Annotated in this window: 23 protein-coding genes; 10 read left to right on the top strand and 13 right to left on the bottom strand. The window is 72.7% G+C overall.

The window, feature by feature from the left end; genetic code table 11:
* Positions 1–19: 19 nt before the first annotated feature.
* On the bottom strand, positions 20–1,768 hold the full coding sequence (locus tag AB5J87_RS18460; protein WP_369377882.1) for a protein kinase: 1,749 nt from the start codon (positions 1,766–1,768) through the stop codon (positions 20–22).
* A gap of 300 nt (positions 1,769–2,068) precedes the next feature.
* Here AB5J87_RS18460 and AB5J87_RS18455 point away from each other — a divergent pair, with 300 nt between their 5' ends.
* The 3 genes from AB5J87_RS18455 to AB5J87_RS18445 all read left to right on the top strand — a co-directional run bounded on the left by AB5J87_RS18455 (position 2,069) and on the right by AB5J87_RS18445 (position 4,778).
* Entirely contained in the window at positions 2,069–3,676 is a 1,608-nt protein-coding gene (locus AB5J87_RS18455) for a protein kinase (RefSeq protein WP_369377881.1), read from the top strand.
* A gap of 72 nt (positions 3,677–3,748) precedes the next feature.
* Positions 3,749–4,150, top strand: coding sequence for a hypothetical protein (locus AB5J87_RS18450; protein ID WP_369377880.1), 402 nt, complete (start codon positions 3,749–3,751; stop codon positions 4,148–4,150).
* 100 nt (positions 4,151–4,250) lie between these two features.
* Positions 4,251–4,778 (top strand): bacterial proteasome activator family protein, encoded by a 528-nt coding sequence (locus tag AB5J87_RS18445; protein ID WP_369377878.1) that lies wholly within the window; start codon positions 4,251–4,253, stop codon positions 4,776–4,778.
* A 713-nt stretch (positions 4,779–5,491) separates the two neighbouring features.
* Here AB5J87_RS18445 and AB5J87_RS18440 read toward each other — a convergent pair.
* The 7 genes from AB5J87_RS18440 to pdhA all read right to left on the bottom strand — a co-directional run bounded on the left by AB5J87_RS18440 (position 5,492) and on the right by pdhA (position 13,676).
* Positions 5,492–6,469: an NAD(P)H-quinone oxidoreductase gene (locus AB5J87_RS18440; protein ID WP_369377877.1), complete on the bottom strand. Its 978-nt coding sequence runs from the start codon at positions 6,467–6,469 to the stop codon at positions 5,492–5,494.
* Between the two features lie 27 nt (positions 6,470–6,496).
* A complete protein-coding gene (locus AB5J87_RS18435) occupies positions 6,497–7,576 on the bottom strand; it encodes a TrkA family potassium uptake protein (RefSeq protein WP_369377875.1) in 1,080 nt (359 codons plus the stop codon).
* Between the two features lie 181 nt (positions 7,577–7,757).
* Positions 7,758–9,245: a molybdopterin-binding protein gene (locus AB5J87_RS18430; RefSeq protein WP_369377874.1), complete on the bottom strand. Its 1,488-nt coding sequence runs from the start codon at positions 9,243–9,245 to the stop codon at positions 7,758–7,760.
* Positions 9,242–10,093, bottom strand: a complete 852-nt coding sequence (locus AB5J87_RS18425) for an NTP transferase domain-containing protein (protein ID WP_369377873.1) — start codon at positions 10,091–10,093, stop codon at positions 9,242–9,244. The genes AB5J87_RS18430 and AB5J87_RS18425 overlap by 4 nt, the downstream gene beginning before the upstream one ends.
* Before the next feature lie 105 nt (positions 10,094–10,198).
* Positions 10,199–11,524, bottom strand: coding sequence for a dihydrolipoamide acetyltransferase family protein (locus tag AB5J87_RS18420; protein ID WP_369377872.1), 1,326 nt, complete (start codon positions 11,522–11,524; stop codon positions 10,199–10,201).
* Positions 11,524–12,528 carry an alpha-ketoacid dehydrogenase subunit beta gene (locus AB5J87_RS18415; protein WP_369377870.1) on the bottom strand — a complete coding sequence of 335 codons (1,005 nt, stop codon included), beginning with the start codon at positions 12,526–12,528 and terminating at the stop codon, positions 11,524–11,526. Before AB5J87_RS18415 ends, AB5J87_RS18420 begins: the two co-directional genes overlap by 1 nt.
* Positions 12,525–13,676, bottom strand: a complete 1,152-nt coding sequence (gene pdhA, locus AB5J87_RS18410; protein WP_369377869.1) for a pyruvate dehydrogenase (acetyl-transferring) E1 component subunit alpha — start codon at positions 13,674–13,676, stop codon at positions 12,525–12,527. The genes AB5J87_RS18415 and pdhA overlap by 4 nt, the downstream gene beginning before the upstream one ends.
* Positions 13,677–13,851: 175 nt before the next feature.
* On the opposite strand from pdhA, the gene AB5J87_RS18405 reads away from it, so the two are divergent.
* The gene (locus tag AB5J87_RS18405; protein ID WP_369377868.1) at positions 13,852–14,349 is read left to right on the top strand and encodes an Lrp/AsnC family transcriptional regulator; all 498 of its coding nucleotides are present in this window, start codon (positions 13,852–13,854) and stop codon (positions 14,347–14,349) included.
* Between the two features lie 54 nt (positions 14,350–14,403).
* On the opposite strand, the gene AB5J87_RS18400 is transcribed toward AB5J87_RS18405, so the two are convergent.
* Positions 14,404–14,997, bottom strand: coding sequence for a TetR/AcrR family transcriptional regulator (locus AB5J87_RS18400; protein ID WP_369377867.1), 594 nt, complete (start codon positions 14,995–14,997; stop codon positions 14,404–14,406).
* Positions 14,994–16,520 (bottom strand): 3-hydroxyacyl-CoA dehydrogenase, encoded by a 1,527-nt coding sequence (locus AB5J87_RS18395; protein ID WP_369377865.1) that lies wholly within the window; start codon positions 16,518–16,520, stop codon positions 14,994–14,996. Before AB5J87_RS18395 ends, AB5J87_RS18400 begins: the two co-directional genes overlap by 4 nt.
* A gap of 121 nt (positions 16,521–16,641) precedes the next feature.
* Between AB5J87_RS18395 and paaN the strand changes: the two genes are divergently transcribed.
* Positions 16,642–18,315, top strand: a complete 1,674-nt coding sequence (gene paaN, locus AB5J87_RS18390; RefSeq protein WP_369377863.1) for a phenylacetic acid degradation protein PaaN — start codon at positions 16,642–16,644, stop codon at positions 18,313–18,315.
* Between the two features lie 156 nt (positions 18,316–18,471).
* On the opposite strand, the gene AB5J87_RS18385 is transcribed toward paaN, so the two are convergent.
* From AB5J87_RS18385 to AB5J87_RS18375, 3 genes are all read right to left on the bottom strand, one after another.
* A complete protein-coding gene (locus AB5J87_RS18385) occupies positions 18,472–19,080 on the bottom strand; it encodes a TrmH family RNA methyltransferase (protein WP_369383577.1) in 609 nt (202 codons plus the stop codon).
* 104 nt (positions 19,081–19,184) lie between these two features.
* Positions 19,185–20,552, bottom strand: a complete 1,368-nt coding sequence (locus AB5J87_RS18380) for an HTTM domain-containing protein (RefSeq protein WP_369377862.1) — start codon at positions 20,550–20,552, stop codon at positions 19,185–19,187.
* The gene (locus tag AB5J87_RS18375) at positions 20,549–21,442 is read right to left on the bottom strand and encodes a DUF5819 family protein (protein ID WP_369377860.1); all 894 of its coding nucleotides are present in this window, start codon (positions 21,440–21,442) and stop codon (positions 20,549–20,551) included. The genes AB5J87_RS18380 and AB5J87_RS18375 overlap by 4 nt, the downstream gene beginning before the upstream one ends.
* A gap of 388 nt (positions 21,443–21,830) precedes the next feature.
* On the opposite strand from AB5J87_RS18375, the gene paaA reads away from it, so the two are divergent.
* From paaA to AB5J87_RS18350, 5 genes are read left to right on the top strand one after another with little or no spacing between them, the layout of a single operon-like run.
* On the top strand, positions 21,831–22,835 hold the full coding sequence (paaA, locus tag AB5J87_RS18370) for a 1,2-phenylacetyl-CoA epoxidase subunit PaaA (protein ID WP_369377858.1): 1,005 nt from the start codon (positions 21,831–21,833) through the stop codon (positions 22,833–22,835).
* On the top strand, positions 22,832–23,119 hold the full coding sequence (paaB, locus tag AB5J87_RS18365) for a 1,2-phenylacetyl-CoA epoxidase subunit PaaB (protein WP_369377857.1): 288 nt from the start codon (positions 22,832–22,834) through the stop codon (positions 23,117–23,119). The genes paaA and paaB overlap by 4 nt, the downstream gene beginning before the upstream one ends.
* On the top strand, positions 23,116–23,871 hold the full coding sequence (gene paaC / locus AB5J87_RS18360) for a 1,2-phenylacetyl-CoA epoxidase subunit PaaC (RefSeq protein WP_369377856.1): 756 nt from the start codon (positions 23,116–23,118) through the stop codon (positions 23,869–23,871). The genes paaB and paaC overlap by 4 nt, the downstream gene beginning before the upstream one ends.
* A complete protein-coding gene (gene paaD, locus AB5J87_RS18355; protein WP_369377855.1) occupies positions 23,865–24,398 on the top strand; it encodes a 1,2-phenylacetyl-CoA epoxidase subunit PaaD in 534 nt (177 codons plus the stop codon). Before paaC ends, paaD begins: the two co-directional genes overlap by 7 nt.
* Entirely contained in the window at positions 24,399–25,454 is a 1,056-nt protein-coding gene (locus AB5J87_RS18350; protein WP_369377853.1) for a 2Fe-2S iron-sulfur cluster-binding protein, read from the top strand.
* The last annotated feature ends 76 nt before the right edge of the window (positions 25,455–25,530 follow it).

Below are 25,530 nucleotides of genomic sequence, written 5' to 3'. Positions count from 1 at the left end.
GCGGCGAACGCCCGCCGCGTCAGGGCGTCTTGGGCGTGCTGCCGCCGGCGCTCTGACCCGCGTTCGCACCCGCGCTGGTGCCCTGGTTCGCGCCCGCGCTCGTCCCGGCCGTCGTGCCCGTGCTGGTGCCCTGGGTCGTCCCGGTGCTGGTGCCCGTCGTCGTGCCCTGGTCGGACCCGGACGTGGTGCCCTGGTCCGTCCCCGAGGTCGTCCCGGACGTCGTGCCCTGGTCGGTGCCCGACGTGGTGCCCTGGTCCGTCCCCGACGTCGTGCCCTGGTCGGTGCCCGACGTCGTCCCGCCGGTGGTCGCCCCGGTCGTGGTGCCCTGGTTGGTGCCGGGCGACGGCGACGTCGACTTGTGCGGCTTGCGGGACGGCCTGCGCGACGGCTCCTGGTTGCCGCCCGTCGTCGAGGGCTGCTCCTGACCGCGCGTGCTCTGGTCGTCCGGCGACGGAGAGAGCTCCGACGGCGACTGCGACGGACTGGTGGAGACCTCCGGCTTCTTCGGCGTCCCGCCACTGTCCTTCTTGTTGGCCGCGTTGATCGCGAAGGCCACGCCCGCGGCGATCGCGACGATCGCGAGGACCACGAACAGCACGACCTTGCCCCGGCCGCCGCCGGCCCGGCGACCGTTGCCGTTGTAGCCGCCGGTGTTGTAGCCGCCCGAGCCGTAACCCCCGTCGTACCCGCCGTCGTCCGGGTTCATCGGCGGCAGGATCGGGCCGCGGAACTGCGAGGTCTCCCCGTGCGCGGGGTGGCCCATGGCGGTGGTCGGCGCGGTCATGCCCATCGCCGGGGTGTGGGCGCCCTCGTGCATGAGCTCGACCGGGCCGGTGTTCCAGGTGCCGGTGTGGCCGCCCTGCGCCTGGAGCATCTGCAGTCCGTACTGGACCAGGCCGCGCATCTCCTCGGCCGACTGGAAACGGTCGTCCGGGTCCTTGGCCAGAGAACGCATGACGAGACCGTCGAGTTCCGGCGGCGCCACATCGGAGACCTGCGACGGCGGGATCGCGGTGTCCTGCACGTGCTGGTACACCACTGACAACGGTGTCTCACCGGTGAAGGGCGGTCGCAGCGCCAGCAGTTCGTACAGCAGGCAGCCCGTCGCGTACAGGTCGGACCGGTGGTCGACGGCCTTGCCCAGCGCCTGCTCGGGCGACAGGTACTGCGGCGTGCCCATGACCATGCCGGTCTGCGTCATCGTCGACTGCGCGCCGTGCAGGGCGCGCGCGATGCCGAAGTCCATCACCTTCACGGCACCGGTGTGCGTGATGATCACGTTGGCGGGCTTGATGTCCCGGTGCACGATGCCGTGCTGGTGCGAGTACGCCAGCGCTTCGAGGACGCCCGAGACGATGATCAGCGCCTGCTCCGGCGGCGGCGCCTCGGCCTGCACCAGCAGATCGCGGATGGTGCGGCCCTCGACCAGCTCCATCACGATGTAGGGGACGGTCCGGCCGCCCACCACGTCCTCGCCCGAGTCGTACACCGCCACCACCGCGTGGTGGTTGAGCCCGGCCACCGACTGCGCCTCGCGCGTGAAACGGGCCTTGGAGACGGGGTCCTCGGCGAGATCGGCGCGGAGCAGCTTCACCGCGACCGTACGGCCCAGACGCACGTCCTCCGCCGCGAAGACCTCCGCCATGCCGCCCCGGCCGAGCCGGTGCGTCAGCCGGTAGCGGCCGTCACCGACGAGTCCGCCGACCCACGACTCGTGGTCCTGCGCATCGGGCATCCCGGCGCCGTTTCCCTCGGGTTCGGGTGCCATCAGTCCTCGCCGTCGTGTCTGGCCGCGTCAGCGGTGGTTCCTTACGGTCTTACGGTTGTGCAGTAGTGCACGCTACAGCGTTCGTACAGGGCACCGGTCCGGGATGGACCGGCCATCCAATCGGTTCCGCGTGTACCGATGCAAATTCCATGAGATTCCTGTAACGCTTACGAGACGCTTCTTGCGCGTACGGTCACGGAACGGGCACCCGGCTTGACGTGTCGTACCCCTCGGGCAGACTTGGCTCGAAAAATTCGCAGGATCATCGCTGGCCACCGCGGCCAAGGGGGATGCACAGTCATGAGCCAGGACGGCGCACAGGGCCGCTATGCGGGCGGCTCCATCGCGGGCGGGCGCTACCAGCTGCGCGACCTCCTCGGCGAGGGCGGCATGGCCTCGGTCTACCTGGCCTACGACGCCGCGCTGGACCGCCAGGTCGCGATCAAGACCCTGCACACCGAACTCGGCCGGGAAGCGTCGTTCCGCGAGCGCTTCCGCCGCGAGGCGCAGGCCGTCGCCAAGCTCCAGCACACCAACATCGTGTCGGTCTTCGACACCGGTGAGGACGAGCTGGGCGGCGCGACCATGCCGTACATCGTCATGGAGTACGTGGAGGGCCAGCCGCTCGGCTCGGTGCTGCACGGCGACATCCAGCAGTACGGCGCGATGCCCGCCGACAAGGCGCTGAAGATGACCGCCGACGTGCTGGCGGCCCTTGAGGTCAGCCACGAGATGGGCCTGGTCCACCGCGACATCAAGCCCGGCAACGTGATGGTGACCAAGCGCGGCATGGTCAAGGTCATGGACTTCGGCATCGCGCGCGCCATGCAGTCCGGCGTCACCTCGATGACCCAGACCGGCATGGTCGTCGGCACCCCCCAGTACCTGTCGCCCGAGCAGGCCCTGGGCCGAGGCGTCGACGCCCGCTCCGACCTGTACTCGGTCGGCATCATGCTCTTCCAGCTGATCACCGGCCGCATCCCGTTCGACGCGGACTCCCCGCTGGCCATCGCCTACGCCCACGTCCAGGAGGAGCCGGTCGCGCCCTCCTCGATCAACCGGTCCATCCCGCCGGCCGTCGACGCGCTGGTGGCCCGCGCGCTGAAGAAGAACCCGAACGAGCGCTTCCCCAGCGCCGCCGCGATGCGCGACGAGATCGCCCGCATCTCCGCCGCCGGCCAGACCGGCGCCGCACCGGTGATCACCGGTGGCGCGCCGGCCGCCAGCGGGCAGGGCGTCGGCTCGACGGTCTTCCCGCCGCTGGACCCCTCGGCCCAGCAGGGCTACCAGGGCAGCGTCCAGACCCCGTACCAGGCCAGCCCCTACGGCCCGCCGACCCCGGCGCCGACCCCGACGCCGCAGCCCTCGTACGGGTATCCGCAGCAGCAGGCCCCGATGCCGGCGCAGCACACCCCGCCGCCGTACACGATCTCCCCCGCCCCGGTGGCCACAGGCGGCTCCTCCTCGAACGGCTCGAAGCGGAACACCCCGGTGATCGTGGGTGCGGTCGTGGTGGCGCTCCTCGCGGTCGGCGGTCTGATCACGGCGCTGACGCTCAACAAGGACGACGGTGCGGGGGGCAGCGACAAGCCCACGGGCTCGGCCGTCGCGGGCCACAAGGACCCCGAGCGCGGGCGCACGCTGGACACCACCAAGTGCACCAGCCCGTCGAAGTCCGCCCTCGACCCCTCCAAGGTCCAGGCGCCCGACTTCACCTACAAGGACATCCTCTCGGTGAAGTCGTGCATCCAGGCCGCGGGCTGGAAGCTCAACACGGAGACCGTGGACAACGGCCAGTGGGGCCAGGACACGGTGGTGACCCAGTTCCCGGCGGCGGGCGTCGACGTGGACCCGAAGGAAGCCCAGTTCACCCTGACGCTGTCCTCGGGCAACCCGCCCCAGCAGTAGCCGTCGCGGGGACGATCCCCCGCATGACCCGTCCGAGATGCCCGCCCCCATGCCGCGTGTGACGCTGGCGGCATGGGTTCAGGGCTCCGGACACTCGGCGCGGCCACCGCGCTCGCGGGCCTGCTGGCCCTGGCCCCGCCCGGGTACGCCGACGAGACGCCGCCGCCCACCCCGTCGCTGGACCAGCGGTACGCGGGCGTCCCGGCCGGAGAGGGCCGCGCCCGCCCGGGCCGCCCCCCGGACACCCTCCCCTACGTACCGGACGAGTCGGCGCGGCCCATCGCGGACGCCTTCTCCTCCCCGCCCCCGCCCGCCTCGCCCAGCCCGGTCCCGGCGGCGGCCGTCGGGAACTCCCCCGCGCATCTCTCCACCCCATCGGACGAGCTGCGCGTCCACGTCCTGTCGATGGGCGCGGGCCTGACCCTGACCGGTCTGGGCCTGGCCTTCCTGGCCCTGCGTCTGCGCCGCTCCTGACCGCCCGAACCGGTCTTCGGCACTCGCCGCAAAGGGGGTGGATCACGTCTCCCCGGGGGCACAACGTGATGTGAGGCACGTGTGCGAGAGAATGGACGGCATGGAGATGCCGAGGAACGAACAGTCGCCCGACAGCCCCCACATCCTGGTCGTAGGCCAGGACGGCATGGCCATCGGCGGCGGTGACGACGAGTCGCGCGAGGTCCCGGTGACGGAGATGGTCGAACAGCCCGCCAAGGTCATGCGCATCGGCAGCATGATCAAGCAGCTACTGGAAGAAGTACGCGCGGCTCCTCTGGACGAGGCCAGCCGCGTCCGCCTGAAGGACATCCACGCTTCGTCGGTCAAGGAGCTGGAGGACGGCCTGGCCCCCGAGCTCGTCGAGGAACTGGAGCGTCTCTCCCTCCCCTTCACGGACGAGGCGATCCCCTCCGAGGCGGAACTGCGAATCGCCCAGGCCCAGTTGGTGGGCTGGCTGGAGGGCCTCTTCCACGGCATCCAGACAGCCCTGTTCGCCCAGCAGATGGCAGCCAGGGCCCAACTGGAACAAATGCGCAGGGCACTCCCTCCCGGCGCCTCCCACGACGAGGAAGACGGCCCCGGAGTCCGCTCGGGCCCGTACCTGTAGAAAACGATCCACCAAGTGCCCCGGGAACTCCCCGGGGCACAGTGCTGCGGGGCGCGCCCTGAGCAACAGGGGAGCCGCAGGCAAGCGGGGCCCCCGCCGGGGTGCAGGGGCGAAGCCCCGCGAAGGCCACGGCGAACGCATCCCGCACCCGAAGTCGCCGACCCCACCACCCCAGCGGGGTGCAGGGGCGAAGCCCCGCCAGGGGGTCCGGGGGCGCAGCCCCGCCAGGGGGTCCGGGGGCGCAGCCCCGCCGGGGCCCGGGGGCGCAGCCCCGCCGGGGTCCGGGGGCGCAGCCCCGCCGGGGTCCGGGGGCGCAGCCCCGCGAAGGGCGCGGCGAACGCATCCCGCACTCGAATCGCCGCCCCCACCACCCCAGTGGGGTGCAGGGGCGAAGCCCCGCCGGGGTGCAGGGGCGAAGCCCCGCCAGGGGGTCCGGGGGCGCAGCCCCGCCGGGGCCCGGGGGCGCAGCCCCCAGGAAACCCCTTCCTCTCCCTCAACCACCCACCGGGCCACCCGCCCCCTCGGCCCCGCCGGGGCGCCGACCTGGTGAACCCAACGGGATGCAGGGCCGCAGGCCAGCGGGGTGCAGGGGGCGAAGCCCCCGCCGGGGTCCGGGGGCGCAGCCCCCGGGAGACCTCCTCCTCCCCCTCAACCACCCACCGGGCCGCCCGCCGAGGGCTTAAGGAAACGGGCGGGGTGGGGAAATCTCCCGGTCACCGCACCAGCAGCACCTTCCCCACATGCCCACCCCCCTCCAACACCCGATGCCCCTCCGCCGCATCCCGCAGCGCCACTTCCCGGTCCACAACGGCCCGAACCCGCCCGTCCCCCACCAGCGGCCACACATGCTCCCGAACGGCCGCCACGATCGCCGCCTTCTCGGCCGCGGGCCGCCCCCGCAGGGTCGTCGCCGTCACGGCCGCCCGCTTGGCCATCAGCGCCCCGAGGTTGAGCTCGCCCTTGACCCCGCCCTGCATCCCGATGACGGCCAGCCGCCCGTTGACCGCCAACGCCCGCACGTTCCGGTCGAGATACTTCGCCCCGATGATGTCGAGCACGACATCCGCCCCGGCCCCGCCCGTGGCCGCACGGACCTCCTCCACGAAGTCCTGCTCGCGGTAGTCGATCAGCACGTCCGCCCCGAGCTCCGCGCACCGCGCGAGCTTCTCGGGCCCGCCCGCCGTGACGGCGACCTTCGCCCCCACGGCCTTGGCCAGCTGGATCGCCATGGTCCCGATCCCGCTCGCACCCCCGTGCACCAACAGCGTCTCGCCGGGCCGCAGATGAGAAACCATGAACACGTTCGACCACACGGTGGCCACGGCCTCCGGCAGCGCGGCGGCCACGGTGAGCTCCACCCCCTCCGGCACCGGCAGCAGCTGCCCGGCCGGCACGGCCACCTTCTCCGCGTACCCGCCACCGCTCAGCAGCGCGCACACCTCGTCGCCCACGGACCACCCGGACACCCCGGGCCCCAGCGCGACGATCCGCCCGGAGCATTCGAGCCCCGGATACGGCGACGCCCCCGGCGGCGGCGCGTAGTGCCCCTGCCGCTGCAGCACATCCGCACGGTTGACGGCCGAAGCCGTCACCTCGACGAGGACCTCGCCCTCGCCCGCCACCGCATCGGGCACCTCGGCCCACACCAGCGCTTCGGGACCACCCGGCTCAGGAATCGTGATCGCATGCATGCGGCCGACGCTACTCCGCGACCGCCCCTAGGGCGTGGCCGCCTCCCCGGGCGCCCCGCTCACCCGTACGATCGTGATCAGCCGGTCCGTCAGCTGGAGCGGGCTGGCCTGCGCGTCGTCGTACGCGAGCAGCCGGTGCCCGCGCAGCACGCTGACGATGAGGTCCTCGGTCTCCCGGACCCCCTTGCCCACCTCGCTCTTCTTCACCGGCCGTTCGACGAGGTCGAGCCCACTGCCCTGCTGGATCAGGTCCTCCATCACCGTTCCGGCGCTGGGGCTGAGCACGGAGAGCCCGAGCAGACGCCCGGCGGCGCTGGCGCTGGTGATGACGGCGTCCGCCCCGGACTGCCGCAGCAGCGGCGCGTTCTCCTCCTCCCGCACCGCCGCAACGATCTTCGCCCCGCGGTTGAGCTGGCGCGCCGTCAGCGTGACCAGTACCGCGGTGTCGTCGCGCTGGGTGGCGATGACGACCTGCCGGGCCTTCTGGAGCTCCGCCCGCAACAGCACGTCGCTGCGCGTGGCGTCCCCGATGACCCCGACGAACCCTTCCGCGTTGGCGGTCTCGATCACCTTCGCGCTCGGGTCGACGACCACGACCTGCTCCTTCTTCAGCCCGGTCGCGCACAGCGTCTGGATCGCCGAACGCCCCTTCGTCCCGAAGCCGACGACAACAGTGTGGTCTCGCAAGTTCGCCTTCCAGCGGTTGAGCCGCCACTCCTCCCGGGTCCGTTCCGTGAGGACCTCAAGAGTCGTACCGACCAGGATGATCAGAAAGAGCACGCGCAACGGCGTCACCAGCAGGATGTTGGTGAGCCGGGCACTGTCGCTGTACGGAACGATGTCGCCGTAGCCGGTCGTCGACAGCGTGACGGTGGCGTAGTAGGCGGCATCGAGGAAGTCCAGCGTGCCATCGGCGTTGTCGTGGTAGCCGCTCCGGTCGATCCACACGATGAACGTGGTCAGTATCAGCACGGCGAGCGCCATCAGCAGCCGCTTGCCGACCTGCAGCAACGGCCGGTCGACCACATGGCGCGGCAGCTTCACACGACGGGTGACCAGATTCTCGCCGGCCTGGCGGGCGATGGCGTCATGGCCGGGCAGTTTCACGTGAAACACCGTTCGGAAGTACAGGATTTGGCACCCGCGAGCGATGTTTCACGTGAAACACCCGCCGCAGACACATGAGTTGAGAGCAGGGAACCGGCACAGCCACCTGGGTCGGCGCGTGGGGCGGCCCGCACCCCATGGGCCGGACCGCCGACGCGACCGGGCGCCTTCGGACGATGTTTCACGTGAAACACCCTTCGCCCGCCCCCAGTTGCATCCACGGCAGATCCAGCACCTCGACCTCGCCGCCCGCCTCCGTCCCGCCCGGCGGGACCACCGCGAGCCCGTCGGCCGCCGCGATCCCCCGCAGCATCGCCGGACCGTTGTAGCGCAGCGGCACGACATGGTCGCCCCGGTGCACGACGGGGACCAGCCGGGTGTCGTAGGGATGCCCGTGCACGCCCTCGCTCAGCGGCGCGGTGTACGGGGTGGGGTGCGGGGCGGGGGACCCGGCGCCGGAGAGCGCGCCACCCGCCCGCCCGGCCAGCTCCCGCAGCAGCGGCTCGGCGAGCGTGAGCAGCGCGGAGACGGCCGCCAGCGGATTGCCCGGCAGCCCCACCAGATGCTTGCCGGAGCTGATCCGGGCCAGCAGCATGGGATGCCCGGGCCGTACGGCGACCCCGTCCACCAGCAGCTCGGCGCCGAGCCGGCCCAGCACGGGGTGGACGTGGTCGACCGGTCCGGCCGCCGTGCCGCCCGTCGTCACGACGACGTCGGCCCCGGACTCGCTGACGGCCGTGAACAGCACCTCCGCGTCGTCCCCGAGCCGCCGTGTGGCCACGACGTCCGCGCCCAGCATCCGCAGCCAGGGCCCCAGCATCGGGCCGAGCGCGTCCCGGATCAGACCTTCGTGCGGCAGCCCCTCGGCCAGCAGTTCGTCACCGAGCACGAACACCTCGACGCGCGGCCGTGCCACGGTGGCCAGCTCGTCGTATCCGGCCGCCGCCGCCAGCCCCAGCACCGCCGGGGTGACCAGCGCGGCCTCGGGGAGCAGCCGGTCGCCGGAGCGGCACTCCTGTCCGCGCGGCCGGATGTCCTGGCCGGTGACGACGTCCCGCTCGGCGTACAGCAGCGCCTTGGCGTCGTCGGTGCGGGCGTGTTCGCTGCGGATGACCGCGGTCGCCTCGCCGGGGATACGGGCGCCGGTGGCGATCCGCACGGCCTCCCCGTCCGCCAGCGGCACGGGCGCGCCCTGCCCGGCGAGCACGCCGGAGCCGTCCTGCGCCCCGGCGTCCCGGATGTGCCAGGGCCCGGGGCCCGCGACGGCCCAGCCGTCCATGGCGGAGGTGTCGAAGGACGGCAGGTCGGTGAGGGCGGCCAGGGGAGCGGCCAGCACCTGGCCGAGCGCCTGCGCGAGCGGCACCCGGTGGGTACGCCGGTGCGCCCGGCGCCCGGCCGCGACGGCGGTGTCCCGGGCCCGGCCCCAGGCCGAGGCCCGGTGGCGGGTCCCGGAGCCCGCGCCGGGCACGGGCACGCCGCCCGCCCCCTGAACGCGGGCGGCGCCCTGCGCGGGGCCGGGTCCCGAGGCGCGGCCGGAGCCGCGCGCGGGCCCGGAGCCCGGCTCGGAGCCCTGGCCCGGCGCGGGTACGGGGGCGTTCACGAGGGCGAGCGCCTCCTCCACCCCGTCGTCGAGGGTCGGTGCGTCCATGGACGGTTCGGCCCCGCTCATGGGTTCAGCTCGTCCTTCTCGGCGGCCCAGCGGTCCGCGAGGGCCGCCGCCTTGCGCGCCGCCTCGGCGACATCGGCGCCCTCGCCGCCCGCCTTGGCCGCCGCGTACCCGACCAGGAAGGTCGTGAGCGGCGCTGCGGGCCTGGCCACCCCGTGGGCGGCGTCCCTGGCCAGGTCGAGCAGTACGCGCGTGTCGACGTCGAGGTCGATGCCCAGTTCGGCCTTGACTGCGGTGATCCATTCGTCCAGCACGTTCCCATGCTCCCTGATTCGGGCCCGGGCCGTCGCGAGGTCCTCCCAGGTGTCGCAGTCGAAGGAGGCCAGGGGCCGGGGTGCGGGGAGGTGGGCGAGGTCGAGTTCGGCGGTCAGCAGCCGCAGGGGAAGGCCGTCGAGCCCGCCGTGCTCGGCGGCGAGCAGGGCGAGCTCACGGCGCAACGGCTCGGCCCGGTACACGGCGACGAGCGGCTGTGCCCGCCCGCCGTCGTCGACGCACAGCACGCCCTCGTGCCCGCCGGACGCCAGCGCGCCGAGGAGCGCGGCGACGGTCTCCGGGCCGAGGAAGGGCAGGTCGGCGGAGAGCGCCAGCACGGTCGGCGCGCCGGTGAGGCGCAGTCCCGCGCCGAGCGCGGCGAGCGGACCGCCGCCGGGCGGCTCCTCGCGCGCCCACACCACGGGCCGGGCGGTGGCCCGCCGCCCGCCGACGACCACCGTGGTCCCGGCCCCGGCGCACGCGTCCAGGACCCGGTCGAGGAGCGCTCGGCCGCCCACGCGCAGCCCGGGCTTGTCGGCCCCGCCGAGCCGCCGCGCGGCCCCTCCGGCGAGCACGATGGCGTCATGGGGCGTCGTCATGCCAGCAGTATGGAACGGCCCGGCCGCGCCCGGAGAACGCGCCCGTGCGCGGCAGCGGGCCGCAGCCCCGTTGTGGGGGGCCGGGGCTGCGCCCCGCCTCGCCGGTTACAGCGAGCGCAGCAGCACCGCGGGCTGCTCGACGCAGTCGGCCACGTACCGCAGGAAGCCGCCCGCCGTTCCGCCGTCGCACACCCGGTGGTCGAAGGTGAGGGACAGCTGGACGACCTGACGCACCGACAGCTCGCCCCGGTGCACCCACGGCTTGGGCATGATCCGGCCCACGCCCAGCATCGCCGCCTCGGGATGGTTGATGATCGGCGTGGAGCCGTCGACCCCGAACACCCCGTAGTTGTTGAGCGTGAACGTCCCCCCGGTCAGGTCTGCGGGGGTGAGCGTCCCGGCCCGGGCCGCCTCGGTGAGCCGCGCGAACTCCTCGCTCAGCGACGCGGCGTCCCGCCCCTGCGCGTCCCGCACGACCGGCACGACCAGGCCGCGCTCGGTCTGGGCGGCGAAGCCCAGGTGCACGTCGGGCAGCCGCACGATCTCCCGCGCCGCGCTGTCCACCGTCGAGTTGAGCTCGGGGTAGCGCTCCAGAGCCGCCGTGCAGATCCGGGCGAGCAGCGCCAGCACCGAGACCTTCGGGCCGTCCACCGCGTTCATCGCGGCCCGGGCCGCCATCAGCTCGGTGGCGTCCGCGTCGACCCAGCACGTGGCGTCCGGGATCTCGCTGCGGCTGCGCGCCAGTTTGTCGGCGACCGCGCCCCGTATCCCGCGCAGCGGCACCCGGGTCCCGGCCACCGCCGCGGCAGCCATCGGCTCGGCCCGCACCGGCACCGGCTCGGCCTCCACCCGCAGCGCCGACTCCACGTCGCAGCGCAGGATCAGCCCGTCGGGACCGGACCCGGCGAGCGCCCGCAGATCCAGCCCGTTCTCCCGGGCCAGCTTGCGCACCAGCGGCGATATGACCGGCACCGGACCGTCCTGCGCCACGGGGGCGGGCTCCGCGAGGGCCGCGCCACCGGCCGGCCGCGCGGCATCCCCGGCACCGGCGGGCGCCGGGGACGGCGAGGGGGCGCCCACCGGCACCGGCCGCACGCGGCGACGCCGTCGCACCGCCTCACCCGTCCCGTATCCCACCAGCACGTTCCCCGAGTACTCCGAGGACTCCGCGTCGGCGGCCTCCGGCGCGCCCACGGCAACCGTCAGCAGCGGCGCGCCGACGGGCAGTTCGCTGCCCTCCTCGCCGAACCGGGCGGTCACCACGCCCCCGTAGGGGCACGGCACCTCCACCATCGCCTTGGCGGTCTCCACCTCGACCACCGGCTGGTCGATGGCGACGACGTCGCCCACCGCCACCAGCCAGCGCACGATCTCCGCCTCGGTGAGGCCCTCGCCGAGGTCCGGCAGCTTGAATTCCAGGACCTTCGGCATCAGCTCCCCGCCTCCCACTGGAGCCGCGCCACCGCGTCGAGCACCCGGTCCACGCCCGGCAGATGGTGCTTCTCCAGCATCGGCGGCGGGTAGGGGATGTCGAACCCGGCGACGCGCAGCACCGGCGCCTCCAGATGGTGGAAGCAGCGCTCGGTGACCCGGGCCGCTATCTCGCCGCCGGGACCGCCGAAGCCGGTCGACTCGTGGACGACGACGGCCCGGCCGGTGCGCCGCACGGAGGCGCAGACCGTCTCGTCGTCGAAGGGCACCAGCGAGCGCAGGTCGACGACTTCCAGGTCCCAGCCCTCGGCGGTGGCCGCCTCGGCCGCCTCCAGACAGACCGGGACGGACGGGCCGTAGGTGATGAGCGTGGCGCTGCGGCCGGGGCGGCGCACGACCGCCTTGCCTATCGGCGGCACCTCGGTGGGCGCCTGCGGCGACCACGAGGACTTCGACCAGTAGAGCCGCTTGGGCTCCAGGAAGACGACCGGGTCGTCGGAGGCGATGGCGGCGCGCAGCAGCCCGTAGGCGTCCTCGACGGTGGCGGGCGTGACCACCTGGAGGCCGGGGGTGGCCATGTAGTACGCCTCGGAGGAGTCGCTGTGGTGCTCGACCCCGCCAATCCCGCCGCCGTAGGGCACGCGCACCACCAGCGGCATCGCCATGGAGCCACGGGTGCGGTTGCGCATCCGGGCGACATGGCTGATGAGCTGCTCGAACGCCGGGTAGGCGAACGCGTCGAACTGCATCTCCACCACGGGCCGCAGCCCGTACATCGCCATGCCGACGGCCGTGCCGAGGATTCCGGCCTCGGCGAGCGGGGTGTCGGTGCAGCGGTCCTCGCCGAACTCCTTGGCGAGGCCGTCGGTGATGCGGAAGACGCCGCCGAGGGCGCCCACGTCCTCTCCGAGGACGTGGACCGAGGGGTCCTCGGCCATCGCGTCACGCATGGCGCGCTGCAGCGCCTGCGCCATGGTGGCGGGCTTCGCCGCGACCGTGGTCATCGGTTCCCCTCTGCTTCCTCGTCCTCGTGCGCCGCCAGCTCGGCCCGCAACTGGGCTTCCTGTTCGCGCAGTTGCGCCGTCCGCTCGGCGTAGACGTGCGCGAAGAGATCCATGGGGTCGAGCTCCGCGTCCGCGTTCATCCGCTCGCGCAGTTCGGCGGCCATCGTCTCGGCGGCCTCGGCCGCGGCCCGCTTCGCGTCGTCGTCGAGGAATCCGCGGCTGGTCAGCTCGGCCTCCAGGATCCGGATCGGGTCGTGTGCGCGCCATGCCTCGACTTCGGCGTCCACCCGGTAGCGGGTGGCGTCGTCGGCGTTGGTGTGCGCCTCGATCCGATAGGTGACGGCCTCGATCAGGGTGGGGCCGCCGCCCCGGCGGGCGCGCGCGACCGCGTCGGCCAGCACCTCGTGGACGGCCGCCGCGTCGTTGCCGTCGACCAGGCGGCCCGGCATGCCGTACCCCACGGCCTTGTGGGCCAGGGAGGGGGCGGCGGTCTGCTTGGCCAGCGGAACGGAGATCGCGAACCCGTTGTTCTGCACCAGGAAGACGACGGGGGCCTGCCAGACGGCCGCGAAGTTCAGCGCCTCGTGGAAGTCGCCCTCGCTGGTGCCGCCGTCGCCGACCATGGCGAGGGCCACCACGTCGTCGCCCTTGAGGCGGGCGGCGTGCGCCAGGCCCACCGCGTGCGGCAGCTGGGTGGCGAGCGGGGTGCAGAGCGGGGCGATGCGGTGCTCGTGCGGGTCGTATCCGGTGTGCCAGTCGCCGCGGAGCAGGGTAAGTGCCTGTACGGGGTCGAGGCCGCGGGCCACGGCGGCAAGGGTGTCCCGGTAGCTCGGGAAGAGCCAGTCCTGGTCCTGGAGCACCAGCGCGGCGGCCACCTCGCAGGCTTCCTGGCCGGTGGAGGACGGGTAGACGGCGAGGCGGCCCTGCTTGGTGAGGGCGGTGGCCTGCGCGTTGTACCGCCGGCCGCGGATCAGCTCCGCGTACAGCCGCAGCATCAGGTCGCGGTCGAGCGGGGCGTCCGTGCCGAGCACGCGGTACGGCTCGGGGTCCGGGAGCAGCGGGGCCGGGTCGGTGCGGGGCCTCCAGGCAGGGGGAGGGGTGGGCCGATAGGCGGCGGCACCGGCACCGGGCAGCTCTTGGACCGTCATGACGAAGCACCTCCTCGTGGGAGCGGCGGAAGGAGGCACACGGTGTGACGCGCCTCACCTACCGATTGTTCGGTCGTGAGGGCATTTTGGCTACAGGCACCGCGAGCCTGTGGACAAACGGTTCTGCACAGCCTGAGATGGAGACAGGTCGTCCATGCTAGGAAGGCGGGGGGACATGGCAGCTGAACAAATGGCCGACGAGGGCCAGGGCACCGGAGCACGGCCGCTGGACGCCGTGGACCGCGACATCCTGCGCATGCTGCAGGCCGACGGACGCGCCTCGATAAGGTCCGTGGCCGAGCGGGTCCATGTCTCGCGCGCCAACGCCTACGCCCGGATCAACCGCCTCCTCGACGACGGTGTGATCCGTGGCTTCAGCGCCCGCGTGGACCACGAAAGGGCAGGCCAGGGCGCCTCCGCGTACATCACGCTGAAGATCGTCCAGAATTCCTGGCGGACCGTGCGCGAGCAGCTCCAGGCCCTGCCGGGAGCCGCCCACATCGCCCTGGTCAGCGGCGACTTCGACGTCCTGCTCCTGGTGCACTCGCCGGACAACCGGGCCCTGCGCGAGCTGGTCCTCACCAAGCTCCAGTCGATCCCCGAAGTCCTGTCCACCCGCACCCTGCTGGTCTTCGAGGAGACCGACCTGGACCAGGGCCCCGCCACGCCGTGACCGACGGCGGCGGGGCCGAGAGCCGCAGGCCCCACGGCGGCGGGGCCGGGGCGCTCAGGGGTGGGTGCGCAGCCCGTCGAAGGCCAGGCGCACGACCGCGTCGGTGACCTGGGCGCGCTCCGCCTCGCCGTCGCGCTGCGGCCGGTACCACTCCACCAGCGAGTTCACCATGCCGAACAGCAGCCGGGTCGCCAGGCGTATGTCCACGTCGGAGCGGAGGTCGCCGTCGGCCGCCGCCGCCTTGAGCAGATCCGAGACCCGCTGGTCGAACTCCCGGCGGCGCTCCATCGCCCAGCGCTCGGTCTTGGTGTTGCCCCGCACGCGCAGCAGCAGCGTGACGTACGGAAGCTCCGCCATCAGCACCTCGACCGTACGTCTGGTGACGTGCTCGACCCGCTCGATCGGGCGCCCGCGCGTGGCGCCCGGCTCCTCCAGGACGGCGAACAGCCCGTCGATGGCACGGCTGACCGCCCGCCGCAACAGCTCCTCCTTGCCCGCCACATGGTGGTAGATCGACGACTTGGAGATGCCGGCCGCCTTGGAGAGGTGCTCCATGGATGTGCCGTCGTAACCGCGCTCGTTGAAGACCCGCACGGCGACCGTCAGCAGGGTCTCGGGGGTGTAGGTGTCCCGCTTGGCGGTGGTCATGAGGCGGTCTCCTCGCCGTTGCTGTACGACTGCCGGTAAAGCGCGAGGGAGGGCGCGTACCGCCCGCCGGGACAGCGCTCGTCCATCGCCGACAGCAGGTCGTACGCCCAGTCCCGGCCGAGCCTGCCGCTCCACTCGACGGGCCCCAGCGGGTAGTTGACGCCCAGCCGCATCGCGGTGTCGACGTCCTCGGCGGTGGCCACCCCGCGCGCGACGGCGTCGGCCGCGAGGTCGGCGAGCATCGCGACCGTACGGGCCACGATCATGCCCGGCACGTCGCCGATGACGCTGACCCGCTTGCCGAGCTTCTGGAACAGGCCCACGGCCTCCTCCACCGCGCGCGTGGAGGTGTCCTCGCTCGCGGAGAGCGCGATACGGGTCGCGCCCCGGTAGTCGAGGGCGAGGTCGAAGTAGACGACGTCCGCGTACTCCACGGAGGTGCGCCCGTCGGCCGGGACGAGCTGGCCGTCGCCCGGCAGCCCGATGTAGGGACCGCCCGACTCGACGCTCTTCACCTCGATGCCCGCCTCCCGCATCATCGCGACGAGCTCGGCGGCCGGGCCCAGGTCCCCGACGACGGTGACGGCCGAGGGGGCCTCGGCGGGCGGCGCGGTGTGCGGCTCGGGCCGCACGTCACCCTCCCCGTACGCGAACCAGCCGCGCCCGCTCTTGCGGCCGTGCAGCCCCGACTCGACCAGGCGCCGCTGGGACAGCGACGGCGTGAACTTGGGGCTGTGGAAGAAGGCTTCCCACACCGAGCGGGTCACGGCCTCGTTGACGTCCTGGCCGATGAGATCGGTCAGCTCGAAGGGCCCCATGGCGAAGCCGCCGCTCTCGCGCAGCACCGCGTCGATGGTGGCGGGATCCGCGCCGCGCTCCTCGTACACCGCGAACGCCTCCGCGTAGAAGGGCCGGGCGATGCGGTTGACCAGGAATCCCGGGGTGTCGGTGCACCGGACCGGGGTCTTGCCCCAGGCCTTGGCCGTCTCGTACGCGCGCGTGGCGGCGGCCTCGTCGGTGGCGAACCCGGAGACCACCTCGACCAGCGGCAGCAGGGGCGCCGGGTTGAAGAAGTGCAGCCCGACGAAGCGGCCGGGGCGGCGCAGGGCGCCCGCGATGGCCGTCACCGAGAGGGAGGAGGTGTTGGTCGCGAGCAGACAGTCCTCGGCGACGATCTCCTCCAGCGCCGTGAACAGCTCCCGCTTGACGTCCAGTTGCTCAAGGGCCGCCTCGACGACCAGCGCGGCGTCCGCGAGTTCGGCCAGCGACCCGGCCGGGTGCAGCCGCGCCCGGGCCGCGTCGCGCTCGGCCGGTGCGATCCGGCCTTTCTCGACGAGCCGGTCGAGGCGGGCGCCGACGGCCTCGGCGGCCTGGGCCGCACGGCCCGGCACGGCGTCGTACAGCCGCACCGGATGCCCGGCCACCAGGGCCACCTGGGCGATGCCCTGTCCCATGGTCCCGGTGCCGACGACGGCGACGGCGCGGTGCGTCCCCACGGCGGGGCTCTGTTCGATGGCGGTCATGACGCGATCCTCCCCGATGGGTTGTCCACAGGTTCGACAGACCCCCTTGTACCGACCGATCGTTCGGTTACTCTAACTCTGTCCGCCCGTCCCTGCCCAGCTCGACGAGGAGTTGGTCCGTATGGCCGCCCAGCTCAGCCCGCAGCAGCTCACCGAGTCCCACCGGACCACGCTCGACCAGGCCCTGGAAGCGATCCGCACGCGTGCGTACTGGTCACCGCACCCGGAGCACCCCAAGGCGTACGAGAACGACGGCAAGGCCGCCTTCGAGGCCCTGCTGAACACCCGTATCGACCTCGGCCAGCCCGGCACCGACGACTGGACGGGCGCGGAAGTCTCCCCGTTCGGCATCGAGTTGGGCGTCACCTACCCGCACCCCGACCTTGAGGTGCTGCTGCCCGCGATGAAGGCGGGGATGGCCGCCTGGCGGGACGCCGGGGCCGAGCTGCGGGCCCTGGTCTGTCTGGAGATCCTGGCCCGCATCGGCGCCCGCACGCCGGAGCTCGCGCACGCGGTCATGCACACCAGCGGCCAGGCTTTCATGATGGCCTTCCAGGCGGGCGGACCGCACGCGCAGGACCGCGGCCTGGAGGCCGTGGCGTACGCCTACCGGGAGCAGACCCGCACCCCGGCGGAGGCGGCGCACTGGTCCAAGCCGCAGGGCAAGCGGGACCCGCTGGAGCTGACCAAGACGTTCGTCCCGGCCGCCCGCGGCATCGCGCTGATGATCGGCTGCAACACCTTCCCGACGTGGAACGGCTACCCGGGCCTGTTCGCCTCGCTCGCCACCGGCAACCCGGTCCTGGTCAAGCCCCACCCGCGCGCGGTGCTGCCCCTCGCCCTCACCGTCCAGATCGCCCGCACGGTCCTCGCCGAGGCCGGCTTCGACCCGAACCTGGTGGCGCTGGCCGCCGAGCGGCCCGGTGAGGGCATCGCCAAGAAGCTGGCCGTCCGCCCCGAAATCAAGATCATCGACTACACGGGGTCGACGGAGTTCGGCGACTGGCTGGAGACCAACGCCCGCCAGGCGCAGGTCTACACGGAGAAGGCGGGCGTCAACACGGTCGTCGTCGACTCCACCGACGACTACAAGGGCATGCTCTCCAACCTGGCCTTCTCGCTGTCGCTGTACAGCGGCCAGATGTGCACCACCCCGCAGAACCTGCTGATCCCCCGCGACGGCATCAGCACGGACGCGGGCGACAAGTCCTACGACGAGGTGGTGGCCGACCTCGCCGCCTCGGTGGGCGGCCTGCTCGGCGACGACGCGCGCGCCAACGCGCTGCTGGGCGCCCTGGTCAACCCGGACGTGAAGGCCCGCCTGGAGGCCGCGGCCGGGCTCGGCGAGGTCGCCCTGGCCTCCCGGGAGATCAGCAACCCGGAATTCCCGGACGCCGTGGTGCGCACCCCCGTGATCGTCAAGCTGGACGGCGCCAAGCCCGACGCCGAGGCGGCCTACCTCTCCGAGTGCTTCGGCCCGGTCTCCTTCGCGGTCGCCGTCGACTCCACGGCGGGGGCGCTCGACCTGCTGCGGCGCACCGTGCGGGACAAGGGCGCCATGACGGTCGGCGCCTACACCACCTCCCAGGAGGTGGAGCGGGCCGTGGAGGAGGTCTGTCTGGAGGAGTCCGCCCAGCTGTCCCTGAACCTGACGGGCGGCGTCTACGTCAACCAGACGGCGGCGTTCTCCGACTTCCACGGCTCGGGCGGCAACCCGGCCGCGAACGCGGCACTGTGCGACTCGGCGTTCGTCGCGAACCGCTTCCGGACGGTGGAGATCCGCCGCCAAGCCTGACGCCCGCCGCGGGCCCGGCGCTCCACGAGCGCCGGGCCAGAGCGCGGGGCCGGGCCGGCGTGCGGGACCGGGCCGGAGCCCAGGACCAGGCCAGAGCGCGAGGCCGGGTCAGCGCCCGGGACCATGACGGGGTCAGGGCAGGGGCAGAGGGCGGTGTCAGAGCGCGGGGTCGGGGATGTCGGCGTAACGCTGCACCCACGCGTGCATGGCGATCGCGGCAGCCGCGCCCGCGTTGATGGACCGCGTCGAGCCGAACTGGGCGATCGAGCACACCGCCGAGGCGTGCTCGCGCGCCTCCTCGGTCAGCCCCGGCCCCTCCTGGCCGAACAGCAGCACACAGCGCCGGGGCAGCTCGGTCCGCTCGATCGGCACCGAGCCGGGCAGATTGTCGATCCCGATGATCGGCAGCCCCTCGGCCGCCGCCCACGCCGTCAGCGACTCGGTGTCCGGGTGGTGGCGGACGTGCTGGTAGCGGTCGGTGACCATGGCGCCGCGCCGGTTCCAGCGGCGCCGCCCCACGATGTGGATCTCCTTGGCCAGGAAGGCGTTGGCGGTCCGCACGACGGAGCCGATGTTGAAGTCGTGGCCCCAGTTCTCGACGGCGACATGGAAGTCGTGGCGCCGGGTATCCAGGTCCGCCACGATCGCCTCGCGCGTCCAGTAGCGGTAGCCGTCCACCACATTGCGCCGGTCACCGTGCGCGAGCAGCTCGGGGTCGTAGCGCTCGCCCTGCGGCCAGGGCAGCGGGTGCGGGCCGACACCCACCTCGGGCGCGTAGCCGTCGTCGTACTGAAGCGGCTCCGCCGCCGCGGACGGCTGGTCCGCGGCGGCCTCGGCGGAGGGGGTGGGGCTTGGGCTGGTCTCGCTGCTCACGCCACGAGCGTACGGGGCCGCCGCTCCTCGTCCATACGGCGCCGTCCGGGCACCCGCGACACCACCCGCTCCCGTACGCGCGCGCAGCGACCGCCCAGCCAGCGCAGGAAGCCCGTCGGCAGGAAGACCGCGTCGGCCGCGATCATCGCCAGCGAGAAGAACGGCAGCCCGAGCAGCAGGGCGATCCCGGCGTGCTCCATCATCATCAGCGCCAGCAGGACGTTCTTGACCCGCCGATTGAAGAGGGTGAACGGGAACGCCACCTGCACGGCGACCGTTCCATAGGTGAGCAGCATGACGATGAGACCGCTGCCGCCGAGGATGTCGGAGAGCGCGGGCCACGGCGAGAAGTAGTCCAGGTGCAGCGGGTAGTACAGCGCGGTGCCGTCCTGCCAGCGCGAGCCCTGGATCTTGTACCAGCCTGCGGTCGCGTAGATCAGGCACACCTCCGCCATGATCACGACCATGGTGGCGTTGTGCGCCAGGTTGGAAACCACGTCGAGCAGGGCGCGGGGCTCGCCCTGGGGGCTGCGTCCGGCCGCCCACCACAGGCCGTGCGCCACCCACAGGCCCCAGAAGACCAGCAGCCAGCCGCCGCTCATGTCCCCGCGCAGCGTGATCACGGCGAGCGCCGCGCCCAGCACCGACCACAGCGCGGGCCCCACGCGGTCGACCACCGGCTGCCCGGTCGCGGCGGTACGGGCGGCGGCCCGCCGAAGGCGCCGGGCGTCCAGCGACCAGACCTGGCCGCAGCGGGTGAGCACCAGATAGATCGCCATCAGATGGACGACGTTGTCGCCGCCGTCCCCCATGAAGACGGACCGATTCTGCAGCGACAGCACGCCCACCATGAACAGCACGGACATGGTGCGGGTGCGCCAGCCGAGCAGCAGCAGGGCGCTGGCGAGCACGGCGAGGGCGTACACGATCTCGAACCAGACCGTGCTGTCCGTCCACAGAAGCGCGGTGAAGGCGTGGTTGCCGGCGACCAGTTGCCTCGCCATGTCCCAGCTCCACGGCCCGTCGGGCCCGTACAGCTCGCGGCGGTGCGGCAGTTCGCGCAGCAGGAAGAGCAGCCAGGTCGCGGAGAACCCGATCCGCACGACGGCGCTCTGGTACGGGCCGAGGGCGGCGCCGGTGACCTTGCGCAGGGCCTGCGCGGCTTTGGTCTCGACGCCGGGTCCGCCCGGGCCCGGCCCGTTCGCGTCCTGCCCCTGCGCTACCTGCCCGTTCGCGTCCTGCCCGTCGGCGGCCGGGGCGGCCGTGCGTCCGGGTGCCTGCTCCGGCGCGGCTGCGGCATCCGGGGCGTCCGCCGGGACGGCGTTCCATGCGGACGTCGTCGGTCCGCCCGTCGATCCGCTCATCGGCTCGCCTCCGTACGTGTGTCGCCCGCGCCCGCCGGGAGATCGGCCGGGGTAACGGTCCACCAGGGGACGACCCGGTAGTAGGGCCGGGTGTCGATCTTCTCGTCACTCCACGCCGGAACCTTCACGGACTTCGTCACGGACCTGACCTGTACGCGCTCGACCGTGCCGCCGTCGCGGTGCGCGCCGAGGCGGAGCATCACGATCCGGTGGATGTAGCGGTCGGAGAGTTCGCCGCGCAGGCCGTTCGGCTTGTTGTCGTCGGAGTGGGAGTTGATGAAGAACTCCCATCCCCGGCGCAGTTCGTTCTGCTGGGTGTGGCTCGGCAGCGGGTTGCCCTGGATGCCGGAGGCGTCCTGGGCGGTCAGGTCGATCCAGTCGGTCGTCCTGCGCTTCCCGTCCGGCAGCCGGATCTCGGCCCGGGCCTGCACGGAGATGTTCTGCTGCAACGGGTTGGGCGCGAAAAGCTTCCAGTTCTGTTCGAACTCGGGATAGATCCAGTCGTCAACGACCTTGCCGTGCTGCTTCGTGACCGTATTGGACGGCGCGACGTGCAGGAACACCATCGCGATGTGGACGACCGCGACCACCGCGACCACGGCCAGCGCCAGCGCCGCCGCGATCTGGTACGGGAGCGAGAGCGCGGCGATCCCACGACCGGGGGTGCCGGGGGCAGCAGGGGCGCCGGGGACGGCTGGGGCGCCAGGGCCGGCGGGGGTGCCGGGGGTGCCGGAGGGCTCGGTCGGCGGTGCGGTCGCGGGCGGGGGCGCGGGCGCGGTGGTGGGGGCGGCGGGAGATTCGGCGGACGGGCCGGTGGCAGGGGCGGCGAGAGGGCCGGAGAGGGAGCCGGAGACCGGTCCTGCGGGGTTTTCGGCGGCTCCGGGCGTCACCCCGGGCGTCTCAGGGACCCCAGAAGCCCCTGGAGCCCCAGGGGTCTCGTGGGCTCCTGGCTCGGCCTGCGCGCCGGTTTCGGCGTTCTCGGCGGACCTGGACGCATCGGCGCTGCTCAGAGCGGGTCCGTCGGGCGTCGGGGGGGTTCCTGGCCCGCTGCTGCCGGTGCCGGGAAGAGACGGCCGGGCCTGCCCCTCCCGCCCCGGCAGGTCCTTCTCGTCGTACGAATCCATCCCGCCCCGATCCCGGTCGGCTCCACTGGGTTATCCACAGGGTTGACACCCTACGGGCCGTCGACTCACCATTGAAGTCAATGAACCGAACGATCGGTCGGGAGCAGGCGGCCCGGCGGACGGCCCGGAATCGACAGCTCGCCAGGGGGCTCGGATGACGGCAGTGACAGCGGAGACCGGCACCACGAAACACGGCTCACCCGCGACGGACGAGAAGGACACGGCGGCCAACGCGGCGGCGTTCGACGCCGCCGTGGCCGCCGACGAGCGCATCGAGCCGCGCGACTGGATGCCCGAGGCGTACCGGGCCTCCCTGGTCCGCCAGATAGCGCAGCACGCCCACTCCGAGATCATCGGCATGCAGCCCGAGTCCAACTGGATCACCCGCGCGCCCTCACTGCGCCGCAAGGCGATCCTGATGGCCAAGGTCCAGGACGAAGCGGGCCACGGGCTGTACCTGTACAGCGCGGCCGAGACCCTCGGCGTCAGCCGCGACGAGCTCCTCGACAAGCTCCACTCGGGCCGCCAGAAGTACTCGTCGATCTTCAACTACCCCACCCTGACCTGGGCCGACGTCGGCGCCATCGGCTGGCTCGTGGACGGCGCCGCCATCACCAACCAGGTCCCCCTCTGCCGCTGCTCCTACGGGCCGTACGCGAGGGCGATGGTCCGCGTGTGCAAGGAGGAGTCCTTCCACCAGCGCCAGGGGTACGAACTGCTCCTCGCCCTCTCCCAGGGCACCCCCGAACAGCACGCCATGGCACAGGACGCCGTCGACCGCTGGTGGTGGCCCTCCCTGATGATGTTCGGCCCGCCCGACGACGAGTCGTCCCACTCGGCCCAGTCCATGGCCTGGAAGATCAAACGGCACTCGAACGACGAACTGCGCCAGCGCTTCGTGGACATCTGCGTCCCCCAGGCCGAAGCCCTCGGCCTCACCCTGCCCGACCCGGACCTGCGGTGGAACGAGGAACGCGGACACCACGACTTCGGCGCGATCGACTGGACCGAATTCTGGGACGTCCTCAAGGGCAACGGCCCCTGCAACGAACAACGGATCACCCAACGGCGCCGGGCCCACGAAGAAGGCGCCTGGGTCAGGGACGCGGCAGCGGCCTACGCGGCGAAGCAGCACAAGAACGGGGAGGCAACGGCATGACCACACACGACTGGCCGCTCTGGGAGGTGTTCGTGCGCTCGCGCCGCGGACTGTCCCACAACCACGCCGGAAGCCTGCACGCCCCCGACGCCGAGATGGCCCTGCGCAACGCGCGCGACCTCTACACCCGCCGCTCCGAAGGCGTCTCCATCTGGGTCGTGCCCTCCGCCGCCGTCACCGCCTCCTCCCCCGACGAGAAGGACTCCTTCTTCGAACCGGCCGGCGACAAGCCCTACCGCCACCCGACCTTCTACGAGATCCCGGAAGGGGTGAAGCACCTGTGACCACCCCCGCGAAGACCACCGGCGCACCGGCCGCGACCGCCGCCGCGCACCCCGCCGCCCTGCCCCTGGGCGACGACGCCCTGGTGCTGTCGCACCGACTGGGGGAGTGGGCCGGACACGCCCCCGTCCTCGAAGAAGAAGTGGCCCTGGCCAACATCGCCCTCGACCTCCTCGGCCAGGCCCGCGTCCTGCTCTCCCTCGCCGGCGACGAGGACGAACTGGCCTACCTGCGCGAAGAGCGGGCCTTCCGCAACCTCCAGCTGGTCGAACAGCCCAACGGCGACTTCGCCCACACCATCGCCCGCCAGCTCTACTTCTCGACCTACCAGCGGCTGCTCTACGGACAGCTCGCCACGAAGGACGACGGGGACCTCGCCGGGCTCGCCGCCAAGGCGGTCAAGGAAGTCGCCTACCACCAGGACCACGCCGAACAGTGGACCCTGCGCCTGGGCGACGGCACCGAGGAGAGCCACCGGCGCATGCAGCGGGCGTGCGACGCGCTGTGGCGCTTCACCGGAGAGATGTTCCAGCCCCTCGACGGCGTCGACATCGACTGGCAGCAGACCGAGACCACCTGGCTGGCCACCATCACCTCCGTCCTCCAGCGCGCCACCCTCACCGTCCCCGAAGGCCCCCGGACCGGCGCCTGGGCCGCCGGCGCCGGCCGCCAGGGCCTGCACACCGAACCGTTCGGGCGGATGCTCGCCGAAATGCAGCACCTGCACCGCAGCCACCCGGGGGCGACATGGTGACCCGCACGGACGGCGTGCGCCCCGCGACCGGCACGGACGGCCCGACCCCGCTCGAACAGGAACTGGCCCGGCTCGCCGGCTCGGTGCCCGACCCCGAGCTGCCCGTCCTGACCCTCGCCGACCTCGGCGTCCTGCGCGGAGTCCAGCTGGACGCACCCGGCAAGGTCACCGTCCAGCTCACCCCCACCTACACCGGCTGCCCCGCCATCGAAACGATGACCGCCGACATCGAACGGATCCTCCACGACAACGGGATACCGGACGTCACCGTCGTCCGCGTCCTGTCCCCGGCCTGGTCGACCGACGACATCAGCGCCGACGGCCGCCGCAAACTCGCCGAGTTCGGCATCGCACCCCCGCGCCCCCACAGCGCCGACGGCCCCATCGCCCTCACCCTCACCGTGCGCTGCCCCAACTGCGGCTCCACCGACACCGAACTGCTCAGCCGGTTCTCCTCCACGGCCTGCAAGGCCCTGCGCCGCTGCGTGGCCTGCCGCGAACCGTTCGACCACTTCAAGGAGTTGTAGATGTTCCATCCACTCCGGGTGAGCGAGGTCGAACGGCTCACGGACGACTCGGTGACCGTCACCTTCGACGTGCCCGCCGAACTCCGCGAGGCATACCGGCACCGCCCCGGCCAGCACCTCGCCCTGCGCCGCATCACCCAGGGCACGGAGATCCGGCGTACGTACTCGATCTGCGCCCCCGCCGTCGAAGCCCCCGGCACACCCGTCCTGCGGGTCGGCATCCGGCTGGTCGAAGGCGGCGAGTTCTCCACGTACGCCTTCAAGGAACTCTCCGCGGGCGACACCGTCGACGTCATGGAACCGGTGGGCCGCTTCGTCCTGGAACCGCGCCCCGGATACTTCGTGGCCGTCGTCGGCGGCAGCGGCATCACCCCCGTGCTCTCGATAGCCACCACCCTGCTCGAACGCGAACCCGACGCCCGGTTCTGCCTCATACGCAGTGACCGCACGGTCGCCTCCACCATGTTCCTGGAAGAGACAGCCGACCTGAAGGACCGCTTCCCCGACCGGTTCCACCTGGTCACCGCGCTCTCCCGGGAAGAGCAGCAGTCCGGACTGCCCTCCGGACGGCTCGACCAGGAACGGCTCACGTCCCTGCTGCCCGCGCTGCTCCCGGTGGACGAGGTCGACGGCTGGTACCTGTGCGGACCGTTCGGCCTGGTCCAGGGCGCCGAGCGGGCCCTGCGCGAACTCGGCGTGGCGCGCGGCCGGATCCACGAGGAGATCTTCCACGTCGACGAGGCACCGTCCCCGAGCACCGCGGCGTCCTCGGCCCCCGCACACGCCACGCTGACCGCCACCCTGCACGGCCGCTCCGGCACCTGGCCCGTACAGGAGGGCGAGAAGCTCCTGGACACGGTGCTACGGGCACGGGCGGACGCACCGTACGCCTGCAAGGGCGGCGTCTGCGGCACCTGCCGCGCGTTCCTGGTCTCGGGCGAAGTCCGCATGGACCGCAACTACGCCCTGGAGGAAGAGGAGACGGAGGCGGGCTACGTCCTGGCCTGCCAGTCCCACCCGGCGACGAAGGAAGTGCAGCTGGACTTCGACCGGTGATGCGGGGGGGGGCGAGGGGCAGGGCGGGGCGAGGGGCGGGAGTTGGAAAGGGGAGGGGGAGGGCGGGGGGGGAGGG

Source organism: Streptomyces sp. cg36, from assembly GCF_041080675.1.
Lineage (GTDB): Bacteria > Actinomycetota > Actinomycetes > Streptomycetales > Streptomycetaceae > Streptomyces.
Note: the sequence above shows the minus strand (reverse complement) of the source record. Positions and strands in the feature narration are given on the sequence as shown.